At 53.8% G+C, this 12126-nt stretch carries 5 protein-coding genes; all 5 read right to left on the bottom strand.

Annotation, left to right across the window (positions count from 1 at the left end; all coding sequences use genetic code 11):
• Positions 1-271 precede the first annotated feature (271 nt).
• Genes G437_RS0109850 through G437_RS0109830 form a run of 5 tightly spaced genes read right to left on the bottom strand, consistent with a single transcriptional unit; the run spans position 272 to position 12035 of the window.
• Entirely contained in the window at positions 272-790 is a 519-nt protein-coding gene (locus tag G437_RS0109850) for an FHA domain-containing protein (protein WP_024332385.1), read from the bottom strand.
• Entirely contained in the window at positions 787-5298 is a 4512-nt protein-coding gene (locus G437_RS0109845) for an FtsK/SpoIIIE domain-containing protein (protein WP_024332384.1), read from the bottom strand. The genes G437_RS0109850 and G437_RS0109845 overlap by 4 nt, the downstream gene beginning before the upstream one ends.
• Before the next feature lie 10 nt (positions 5299-5308).
• Entirely contained in the window at positions 5309-9922 is a 4614-nt protein-coding gene (locus tag G437_RS0109840; protein WP_024332383.1) for an Ig-like domain repeat protein, read from the bottom strand.
• Positions 9922-10302, bottom strand: coding sequence for a hypothetical protein (locus tag G437_RS0109835; protein ID WP_024332382.1), 381 nt, complete (start codon positions 10300-10302; stop codon positions 9922-9924). Before G437_RS0109835 ends, G437_RS0109840 begins: the two co-directional genes overlap by 1 nt.
• A complete protein-coding gene (locus G437_RS0109830) occupies positions 10299-12035 on the bottom strand; it encodes a serine/threonine protein kinase (protein WP_024332381.1) in 1737 nt (578 codons plus the stop codon). The genes G437_RS0109835 and G437_RS0109830 overlap by 4 nt, the downstream gene beginning before the upstream one ends.
• Positions 12036-12126: the final 91 nt, after the last annotated feature.

Genomic DNA, 12126 nt, shown 5'->3' with positions numbered 1-12126 from the left:
CTGCGAAGCAACCTGCTCCAACTCCGCATAAGTAACATTCATGTTCGCCATAAAAAGCTCCCAACACAAAAAACTCAAACCTACAAAACAGCCGGCCAAACCACCGACCCAAAACCAACCCTAACCACCCCCAAAACCCCACAACAGCCCCCAAAGGCCAAATACACCCAAAAACAACCCCCCATTCACCAACCGTTAACCCAAACCACCCACCCAACCCCAAAAAATAACAACCACTAACAAAGAAAGCTAAAGCGACTGCCATTCATATTTATCGAATGGCGGTCGCAATAACCTTATTGACCACCGCGGACATTTCCCCAAACACAACTTTGTCGCCCCTATCTAGCCCAACCACACCCGTGATGCGCTCTTGCACGCGCCCATCCGAAAACGCGACCGCAGTACCGTTAGCACTGTGAACGTCCTCGATCCAAGGGAAGCCGTCCACATCCAAGCCAAAACGAAAATGCACCCTAGAAACCTGCCTGTCAGTAACCCTTACATACTGGTCGTAATCTGCAGTACTCGCCTTCCCCCTGCCGCAAGCTCCAATCTTGGTAAAGGGCGCTACCTGGCCATCGGAAAACTCCAAAACATACTTGCCGAGCGGCCCTTTGGCGGCAGAGCTCGGCGAAGTGGCCTTACTACTTTTCACCTCCCAGGCATTCATCACCCGGTTTTCGACCGGGAAAGGCAGCTTGGGGATCTCGGCAAACACCCTCGCCGGACGTGCCACCGGTACAATTCCCTCGGACTTACCCTTGCGGAACCAACCAAACCACCTCACCGGGCACCCCCTTTGCCAGAACTCTCTGGCCCGCTGCTGGCCACCTGCAACGCCACATTCAAACGCCCAATATGCACGTATCCGCGCCCGGCAGGACCCTCACTATTTAGCTGCGCTCGCTTCAAACGGATCCCAACCAAATCCTGATTCAGCACATCGTCAGGACGCAACAAGATACCCATCTTCAGCCCGCGCACGCGCACACCCCACGTGTTGAAACCAACTGGGAACTGCTCCGTATCACCAGCTACCACAAAACTCGCCTGCGAATCCTCGAGCCTCCCCACAAGCTCACGCAACCAGTCGCCGGCAGGGGCTTCCTTTAATAACTGAGCATCGTCTATAACTATCAGCGTCCTGCGCCCATCCCCGCCTTCCCCAAGGACATACGGTTCCAGGTTTTCACGGGTAAACTCCGTAGGCAGAGTATAGATCCTCTGCACTCCGTCCCTACCAGCAAAGCGGTGCAGCATATTCCGCTTCGGAGCAACAATAACCACTCGATACCCGGCCCTCAGTGCAGAATTTACGACGGTAGCCAACGCGGTAGTTTTGCCGGACTGGATAGAACCGTAAATTGGCAGCATAGGTGTGGCCACCGGGTCGTAAGAAATAAGCGAATTGTCGTCACCTCCGACGCCCAAGCACAGCCGCGGGAACCCTAATGCAACAGGCTCGGGAACGCCCTCGGCCTCTTCCCGCTCCCACACCCGCTCAACAGAAATATCGACAGGCAACTCCTCGACAGCAAACGGGCGCAAAGATTTTGGCAACTTTGCATACTGGTCACGCAGCTTCCGCCCAGTTTCACGTATGTGCTGGGATTCCTCACGGCCCGAAAGGCCCTTGCCAATAGTTGCAATCTGCAACTCGCACAAGTCCTCCGAGCGAAAACCGCGCCCTTCCGGCATATTCTCGGGAACCTCACGCACCTTCATCCCAATCAAAGTAAAATCGGATGGCTCAACAAGCTTCAACAAAATCTTCGAATCGGCCAAAGTCGACATACGTCCACTCAGCAGCGACCTATCACCAGACACAACAAAATGAATCCCCACAGAAGGGGCCTCACGCATCAGCGACTGAATCCGGGTGAGCATAGTCCCCGTGTCATAAGTTTCGTACGTAGAATGAAACCCATCCCAAGAATCGAGCAACACAAACACGTGCGGAATCTTGGCAGCGCCCTCGGACACATTCTGATTGTATTCGTCGATATTCGAATACCCGTCCCTAGACAGCATTGCAGAACGCTCCCCCTGCCCGGCCTCCAACTTCCGCAACAGACGATCAATCTTCTGCGTCTCGCCACGATTGGCCACAGCCCCCACATGTGGCAGCGCCTTCAGAGGGCCAAGCGCCCCATTGCCAGCATCAATGCAGTAAAAATGGCACTGCGCGGGAGAAAATCGCGTACAAGCCGAATAGGCGATAGTACGCAAAGCAGTCGACTTACCAGTGCGGGAAGTGCCCACCAAGAACAGGTTGCCAAAAGAAGCCGCCTCAATCGAAACGGCACGCTGCGCTTGCGCCGCGGGATAATCACCCAACGCGAAAGGAATTCGAATCCCCTGCGGCTTCACCCTAGGCAAACTAGACAAGCCAATTTGGGTCTGCAACGCCGGTAGCCACGGCTCCCTCTGGGGCGGAATATGCTGCCGTTTAGCCACTTCCCCAATGGCATCCACCAACATTTTCAAATCAGTTACGGCCACGTCGCCACGAGCCTTTTTTACCTCCGGGCGCCGCGGCGAAGCAGACCCCAGCTTCGCGAACGGCACCGAACGCAAGAACGGTTCCTTAGCCGAATTATCTACCAAATCCTCGGCCTTAATATAACGCCCACCCACGCGCGCAGACTGGAAAGGGATAAGAGACGAAGAACCAAGCCGCACCACCGCACGCCCCGGGGTGTTCTTAGAAATTAAGGCGGCATCCTTCGCATCGATAACATCTTGGCTCTCCTCCGCATCAGTCATGCGAAGAGCAATGCGCAAGTTGGTGTTCGCCCTAATCTCTGGCGATACCACACCTCCTGGCCGCTGGGTCGCAAGCAACAGGTGAATGCCAAGCGAACGCCCCCGTTGGGCAATATTGACCAGCCCCGTCACGAAATCTGGCAACTCGCGTGCAAGAGAAGCGAACTCGTCAATCACAATGAGCAGCCTAGGAATCTCGACCGCCTGCGGTTTACTAATCCGCAAATCCACATAATCTTCCAAATCTTTAGCCCCAACCTGAGCCAGCATGTGTTCACGGTAAGTTAGCTCTGCGCTGAGCGACGTAAGCGCACGCACCACCAAATGGTTATCCAGGTCAGTGACCATGCCCACCGTGTGAGGCAGATGCACACAATCTTTGAAGGCTGCCCCACCTTTGTAATCCACCAATACGAAATTCAACGCATTCGGGGTGTTTGCCACCGCCAGGGATGCCACCAGAGACTGCAAAAGTTCAGACTTACCAGAGCCAGTCGTACCAGCAATCAGACCATGTGGGCCATCTTTCGAAATATCAAGCCCAAAAGCTCCGTCTACAGACTCACCAATCACACAAGCAGTAGAACGAGGACTACTAGCCCAACGCCCCTCAATCTCGTTCGCGGTAGGAGTCAGCTCCAACAGATTCAATAACCTAGACTGATCCGGAATAGCTAACTGAGCCGCATCCGGGCTGCCATCCTCGATAGGAGCCAACGCCAAGGCAACCGCGTCAAGCCAATGCGACGACACCATGTCCGGCATAATGTCGGCAATATCTTTACCCAAGTTAGAGGCAACCGTAAGGGACCCGCCCTCGGCAGTAACGACCGCCTCGCACTCTTCGGGAAGTAAACGCTCGTCAGAATCTATGCACAGCATGAACATGCCCACCGCCGGGCCTTCCTTCAGCAACCGTATAGTTCCCGGCATCTGCCTCAACAGGTGAGCATGCTCCATAATTACGACAATGTGGGAACCGGCCCAAGATTTCATAGACCGATTCCGCTTCTCCTCAGCCCGGGCGTCAAGAATGGACACAAGTTCCGATATGCGGTGCGCCACCTGTTCGGCACTAGTACCCACGGTACGCACAGCCCCCTGACCAAATTGGGGAATAAAATGCGGAATCCACTGGGCAAAATGCCAATTTATCGAAGGAGTGCCCGCGGCTTCTACTTTTTCACTCGCCTTAGGGGCCAGCAAATAAAGGCTCAGGTCCCTAGTAGAGTGCAACGCCCCCAACTGGGCTACCGCCCACTTCAACACCGGGAAAATCACGGAACTTTGGCCGGTAAAACCCACACACCCAGAATCTGTCAGCGACACCGTTACGGGGAAGCGTTCCAACTGCCACTTTTGCACACGTTCGAAATCCAACTTCGACGGATCAGTTAGGGTTATATGCGACTCGATTGTGCCCGTACCCACGCGCAGCCGCAGCCAGGAATCGTCGGCCGGCCGGCGGTTCCAAAGGTGAGAAGTGTGGCGGGTGCAAATATCCAGCACCTGGCTAGCGTCAGGAAACTCGACTCTAGAATGCGCTTCCTCACGCGCTACCGCTTCGCGAGCTTCAGTTTCCGTTTTGCGCTTCGATTCCTTGTACTTGGCCATCTGCCGTTTATAGGATTTGCGCCTTTGATTATTTCCGGTGAAGTGGGAACCAATCATCATGATGGGACTCATCAACCCGAAAGCTAAGAAGATGTAATTGTGCATGAAGTAGGCCAGCCCCACACACACAATTAGCGGCAGAGACGCGGCCAACCACGGCAGCGAGGATTTTTCTGGTTCAACCGGTTGATTGGGAAGCGAATACTTTTTCTCTTCTACCTTTTGCCGGATTTTAGGGGGCCTAGAATACAGCCACTTGCCGGACTTCGAAGTGGAATCTACCGGCACCGGATCGTCGCGTCCCACAGTTACGGCAACAATACAATCGGGAATTGATATCTCTTGCCCGGGACGAACCTTGGTCGGTTCCGTCACCTCTTTGCCATCCACGCAAACCCCTGAAGATAGCTCAACTTCCCGCTTGCGCCTGCCGAAACGCGATTTTTTGGTTTTTATTCGCTTCGCTTTTACATTGGGAAAGACCGAGATTTTACCGTCCGCCCCAACGTTCAACATGAACTCCGAATCCAACGAGGACACGTCCGGGTCTAGGAACGAAGAAATCGAGACGGTACCGGCACTTACATCGAACACCTCCCCCGTACGTTGACCGGAAAGAAACCGCAGTTGCACAGTCCCATCCTTTTCCCCCGTACTGGCGTAGGGCAGCAGCGGCCGCTCCCCTTTAGGCAGCAAAGAAATCCACGACCCCTCGTGTAATCCCACCTCCGCAATGGTTCGCTCGGGGTCAACTTGCCTGCCATCGACGGCTATTTGACAGCCGGCCGGTTCCTCGGCACTAATTTTGCTGAGGGCGGGAAAAATCTGTTGGATTTGTGTCCCGTCTGCGCTGTCTAAATAGACAGTGTAGCGGGCATCGGCGTGTGCGTCGTGAACAGTTATTAGCCCCTTCATTTTCCCCTTCTTAGACGCCGAATGGGTTGCGCCTGTACGAAAGCCGCCTGTTTCTACTGATTAGCGCTGCTACCAAGGCCACCAAGGCAATAACGATCAGAGCACCGCCAACCAGAACGCCGGCGAGCAACAGCGGGTTGGCCAGCAGATAGCGCCAGAAGTTAGTTGCAACCACAACGTTGTTGTAAGAAGCAACCGATTCGTTTCCGGCCTTATCTTGAACCCGCAAAGTTACGTCGTGCTCGTGCGCGTCTGCCGCTAGTTTGTACGTGGGTAGGTCACGTTCCAATTCCTCGCCGTCCCAGGTGCGCACTACCTGCCCGTCGACCTCGAGCTGCGCCTGGGCCAACGCCAGGTTGTCTTTAGCGTTGACATCGATGTTCTTGCCCGAGGCGTAGTAGACTTCGTCCGATTCGATTGAACCGGTTCGCACCTGCGGTTTTTGTTTATCTATTGCAAATTTGAGTTCCGCCGCCCCATTGCGGGCTTCGTTCTTCTTTTCCATGTTGTTTTGCGAAAGGTTCCCGGCCTTGTCGATGGAAGAGAAAAGCACCCGGTAGTATCCGGCAGAATCAAATAGTTTGGCAGGCAACGTGTACTTTGTGGTACTCCACCCCGCCTTCGTGCTACCCGCAACTCGGGAATACGATTTGGGATCGAGTTTTTGCAAAGAATCGTTCTTAGCCAACTCCACTTCCGTAAGATTATTTTCGAGGCCGGACACGTTCACCTCAGTCACCTCTATGTTTTGAGGCTTATCCAAGTAGCGTCCGCGAAGATCGCCGGTCTTAGCTTCAAACTTGTAAGTGGAACCAAACCGGTTCACAGAGAAAGTCTTCATTACTTCGGTAGAGTTGCCGGCCATATCCGTAACTCTTGTCCGCAGGGAGTAGATGTCGTCGACCTTGGGGTCGCGTTCGAAATCGTCGTAGGTAATCGTAGCGTCGTTGTCAGATTCTTTTGTGCGGGTGAACAAATCGGTCACCACTCCCCTGTAATTGCCATTCAGCCTGTATTCAACTCGAGAATGGTCAAGGTTGGTGTCGCTAGCAACGATCGAAGGCCGCACGGTTCCCGCATAGGCCGTCATATTTTCCACCCCGTCGATTTTGACTTCGGGCTTGGTCATGTCAATTACAAACTCGGGTTCTTTGATTTCTTCCGCAGTATTACCCGCCATATCCGTCGCTGCAGCCGCGAGCGCGTAGTGGTTCTCGACTGTGAACGGTATATTCATACTCCAGGTATCCGGCCCGATCTTAGCCCAGTTTCCGCCCGGAGCCGGAGAAGGCTGGCCAGCATCATTTCTGGCAGCTACCCGCACCGGAGAATCGGCGCCGGAAAAATTCCGGTCCACTACGGTAATAGTGGCAGTACGAGGGTGGTTGTAATACATCCCATTTGTTGGGTGTGTGTTGTCGAATGTTACTGTCAGCTGCGGCTGTGTCTTGTCTAGGACGAAGTCCGTTTCGAAATGGTCGGATTTGTGCCCGGCCAAATCGGTTATTTCGGCACTGATTTTCCAATCCCCATCAGAATCATATTTTTGCCTGTACACCCAGGTTTGCCCATCCTTGGAGGGGTTTTCAAAAGCAGATACCGGCACCGTAGAAGTTTTCCCGTCGCGGCTATTAGTGATAACAACTTGCTGGCTGTCCAGCTGCCTCATCAGATCAAAGTTAGATTCTTTGATAGTAAAAGTGCCTATGCGATCGGAGTTGAAATACTTTTCGTTCCGGGGGCTGTTGTTGTCAAAGTGCACGTTTACGGTTGGGGCGGTGGTATCTATAACAACTCCCACCGGGCGTCTGCCCTGCTTATCCTTTGGCAAGTTGGAGTTGTTGTACTCGCCAAGGTAACCAGTGTCGGCTGGGTTTCCCGCATTATCAACCAAACCTATGGCCGTCTCGTCAAAGCGCAGCCTCTGGCTGTCACCCGTAATGCGGAAAGACAATTTGCCCGCCCGCTTGTCGCCCTCATACTTCAATTTCGGTTTAGGATTGCGCTCTGCGTCAGCCCGTTCGTTAGAAAAGCCCAAGGCAGATTCTGCAGACTTAGCACCCTTAGTTTTGTATTTTTTGAATCCAGCCGAATTCGATTTGACACCCGAAACTGGATCTTCGATTCCGCCTAGCGTGGCTTCAAACGCACTACTCGAGAAAATCCATGGAGCATGCACTGGCTCTACTGGCGAAAAGTGCAGGCCTCCAAACTTAGGACCCGTGTAATCAACGGTAAAATAGCGCGCCCCCTCAGAGTTTTCCGAATTAGCCGAAAATCCCGTGTAATGCCACTTCAGGTTGTACGCGCCCTCTTTGGGAAGTTTCGCATTACCCTTCGCCCTGGGTAGACGGAAACCGGTAAGTCGCCACTTATTTTCGCCAGCAGGCACGAATTTGCTTGGATCTATCCTCGCGGGAACCTTCTTGTAGTCGTGGGGAGTAGCCAGAGGAGTTTCGTTCAGCTCTACCACCAGCAAATCTGCGGAGAGTTTCTCTTGCTTGACATAGAGCGGGAACCAGCGGTCGGGCACAGTAAAGCTGATGTCCACCTCGCCGCGATAGTACACCTCGGGCACCGCAGACACAGGCGTCTTCTTAGCTTTTTTGACCTCGAGCTGAGCCCCCTTGCCAGAGGTTTCGCCGCGGTCGACCACGAGCACGTCGTATTTACCGTTCTGCCTCATTAGCTTCGACAACGGGGTGGAAAGAACCTGCCCCGCATTATCGGCCACGTGAACAATAATTTTGTCCATGCGATAAAGCCCTTCAGCGGGAATATCAAATTTTGCCAGATTATCGTCGCTGATTTGCGGTTTGAGAGTCTGCTTCTTTCCAATCTGTTTGCCCGTAAGATCGGTGGGGGCAGGCAGAGTGATCTTCAGCGTTTTCCTGTTGAGGCCGGACGTACCAGCCATGTCCGAACCCCACCCTAAAGAATTAATATCGGAGAGCGAAAGCTGGCCTTCGGGCAAAATGTCGCGGAAATTGAGCTCAAATTGGGTACCGCCTTCCTTTTGCGAAACCACCAGAGCAGAAAACTTCTTGTATGGATTCTTCCGCGTGTTCAACTCGCCAATCTTGGGAATGAATTTGTTGTGCCCACCTTTGGCAGGCCCCGACTTGAATTTGGCTTGAGGAGCCTTCCCATCCAAAACCACCGAGCCCGAATTGAAAGAGCCAACGTAGGAATTGGGGGCGCTCGAAAACTTGTATTGGGCGTTGCGCTGGCGCATCTTCACGTCAGGGGAATTCAGCACACCGAATATCCGGTCGGGGCACTTGTAGTAATAGTAGCCCCCCTTAGTTCGAGCAGGAATCTTTGCGTTAGCCGGCACCTCACAGGCCGCGATCGGCCCTACCTGTTCCTTGTGCGCCCGGCGTTCAACGTTAACGAGCTTCACCGGGCGCAACACATGCTTGCCCGATTCCTTTTTGGCAGCTTCCAGGTTCTTCACAAAATCTGGTTTTCTAGAGCGAACCCACACTGAGCTATCAGCTGCAACGTATTCAGCCTTAGCCGCCTGGGCAGCCCCCTTTCCCGCAACAACCTTCTCGCCGACCATAACTTGCACGTCCGAATCTTCTTTGGACATTATGTATACGATCCCAGGGAAGAAGCCGGCGGAGTCAGTCTTTTTTCGGATCTGCTGGGCACTCATTACCGTTTCGTTGCCCAACTTATCAGTTGCCGTAATGAACAAGAACCGCATGTTGTATTCATTAGGCTGGGAAAGCTTGATATCGAAGTGATCGCCAGCCTGGACCACCTGCAGGTCCCGTCCCACATACCTAGTGCCGTATTTGGCGCTGACGCCCCGAAGCTCAGACGGAGAATTCCCCTCCGGCACCACATCCTTGGCAGATACAGAGATAGTGCGCGCTTCCACGGCCTCGACGCGACCACCCTCTTCGCTCAACTCGTCCTCGTGCCCCTTCGGAGGAACATAGGAAATACCGGTGAAAGTTGGTCCCCCAAAATCAATTTGGCGCTCTACAGTATTAGATTCAAAATTATCCTGGTCGACTATTGCCTCAGCCTGCCGCGCAGTAAAACTGACCTTCGCCCCATCTTTTTTAGGCATCCTAAATTCGGCCAAGTGAGTTTTAGAACTTGCCGGCGTGCGATAAGTGTAGGACCCTTCCGCCCCTACCTTCTTAAAATGTTTTGAGGTGAGCGCCTTGTAGCTATTCTTTCCACCTGAATTTAAGACGATCTCGACTACGTCACGATCTTGAGCCAAATCCGGATGGCCTTTGAAATATGGATCGGTTACTTCCACCCCAACCCAAATGCTCTGGCCTCCCCCTACTAAATCCCCCTCAACTGGCACTAGCTTGCCGTTTTCGTCGCGGTAAATCGTAAGAACGACGTTTGGGCGTTTAGGCGAATCGGCAGAACCAGCCCCGCCAGAATCCTCCTCAGGGCCCTCTCGAGGTGCTTCTGGTTTTGCATTACCTGCCGGGTCTTTTGGCGAGGACGAATCTGCCTCCGCGCCCTGAGAGGTTTCGCCGGGTGCCGGCTCTTCGGCTGCGACAGCCGCCACCGCGCACAGACCCAGGGCTAGCAGGGCTCCTACCAGAGCCGCAAAAGTCGAAAATAATAGGCCACGTTTACGGATCACTATTTGTCCCCCCTGTAAGCTGCAGTCGATCCGGGACTAGCAAGCGAGGTTTCGCCCTCGTCGTCTACCTGAGAAATGTCCCCCTGTCCGGCAAGCGAAGTGGCGGCCTCGTCAGGATCTACCTGTGGTTCGTTTACCGAGTGGACCTGAATGTCGTCTGTCTTTGGCCGCAGACTAGTAACCTCTTCGGCTGCGACAGCCCAAGTACCGCGCCTCTGTTTGCGCAGCTTGCTGATCTCTTCGGCCATTCGCCGCCCGTTGCGCGAATCGCGCACCTGGGCAATGTCTAATTTGCGGTACAAATAGGCCGCCACCAGAGCTAGCACGATCGCTAGGGCTAAGAAAATGCCCGCTACTATTCGCCACTGTTCGGAGCTCATTTCGCCTCCCCGTCAACGTCCACAAAGGCGTTTTCGATAGCGGCCTTTGTTGGCCCTACAGCCTGGACTGCCTTATTCTTTTGCTCATCCAAATGGCTGGTGGTGGGTTTTACTTGCTTCGCCATCTGCTCTACTTTTTGGGTCAAGGTCTGCATGTCAGATTTAGCTATTTTGTCGGCACGGAAATTGCGTGGATACACCTGCAACGCGTCAAGAACAAAATTTGCCACTTCCAGTTTCACTACCGCGTTATCCTCGGAATCTGCCACTTCAACTAGCCGTTGCAGCGAGCCAAAGTAGGGTTTGTAGTGGCCCGCATCTGAGCCTTCGTTGATCAGTGGCACAATTTGCGAGTTGAAATCGGCAATGTCGGCGTAAATCGACGCAATCCTGTTGTCTTTGAACATCTTGTCGTCCGCGGCGTAGTGCATCCACCTGGCCGCGTTTCGCACCCTGGCATAGCGCGTGAGCTGATCGGAGTTCATGTCTAGCTGCTTGGCCTCGTCGCCTAACAGCGCGCGGTCTGCATAGTAGTACCAGTAGAGTTTGCCGGTGTCGAAGGCCAGCTGGGACCACTTTTGCTGATCTTGGCGCAAGCTGTCAGCATTTTCGGTCAGGGCCGCGTTGTAGACGCGCTCTTCATTTCCGTCAAAACGGTTGTCTGCCGTGTAGCGGTCCATGAGGGCGTAGTACGGCTTAGGGTCATTTGGTTTTACTTGGGCAGCGCGCAGGTAGTACTCCTCTGCCTCAGACTTCTTGGAGGTTTGGTCCCCGCGTTGCATAAGCGAGTTGAAATCACGCGAGTTAGCCCACGAGGACAGCCCCCAACATATAAGTGCCAGTGCTAAACAAACCGTGCCCGCAATGGCCGTACCTAAAAATTTCCACCACCGGCTTGTAAGGCCCCTCTGATATTCGTCGTCGGCCTCTTTGTAGTGGGCGAGGGCGTAGGCCATCTCGGCGCCGTTTTGGTAACGCAACTCGGGGTCTTTTTGAGTTGCTTTGCGGACTATACGCTCAAATCCTATGGTCAGTTCGGGTTCTATCTGCCGCAGCGGGGCAAGCCCATCATTTTTCGGATGTCTGCCTGTGAGCAGGTAGAAGATGGTGGCACCTAGCGAGTAAATGTCAGACCTGGTATCGACTGATTTGGCATCTGCGAACTGCTCGGGACTACCGAAACCCGGGGTGCCCAGTTCGCGAGCGTCTCCCAGCAGGTTTTCGTTGCGGTCTGGGGAGCCGACCTCTTTCGCAATGCCAAAATCAATCAGCTTTGCCGCCCCATCGGGGGTGAGCATAATGTTCGACGGTTTTATGTCGCGGTAGACCACCGGGGGTTTGCGCCTGTGCAGATAGTCCAACACGTCGCAAAGCTGAATGGCTATGTCGGCTACCCGTTCTTCGGGAAGCGGGCCATCATCTTTCAGAATTTGCGCCAGGGTGCGCCCCTCGACGTAATCCATTACTACAAACAGGGAGCCCGCTTCCTCGATCAAGTCAACAATTCTGGGGATGGCAGGGTGATCGAACTGTTTGATCATGTTCGCTTCGACAGTAAGGGACTTTATGACTAGTTCACGTCGGGTAGCATCCGACATGTTTTTAATCTGCTTTACCGCCCACTGTTTGTTCAGCGAGGAGTCAATTGCGAGGTAGACATCGGACATGCCACCCGAACCGATCTTAGTGAGGATCTTGTACCTCTGCCCCACTACTGTGTCTGGTGCGACCACAGCGCTCCTTATATATGCCTATGCTCATCCGAACCGCAGCCGCAGGCTGCCACCACAGATGTATGTTTCAGATATACAGGGGCAAAATACA

Origin of the sequence: Winkia neuii subsp. neuii DSM 8576, assembly GCF_000420405.1 — a bacterium.
In the GTDB taxonomy this organism is placed as follows: domain Bacteria; phylum Actinomycetota; class Actinomycetes; order Actinomycetales; family Actinomycetaceae; genus Winkia; species Winkia neuii.
Note: the sequence above shows the minus strand (reverse complement) of the source record. Positions and strands in the feature narration are given on the sequence as shown.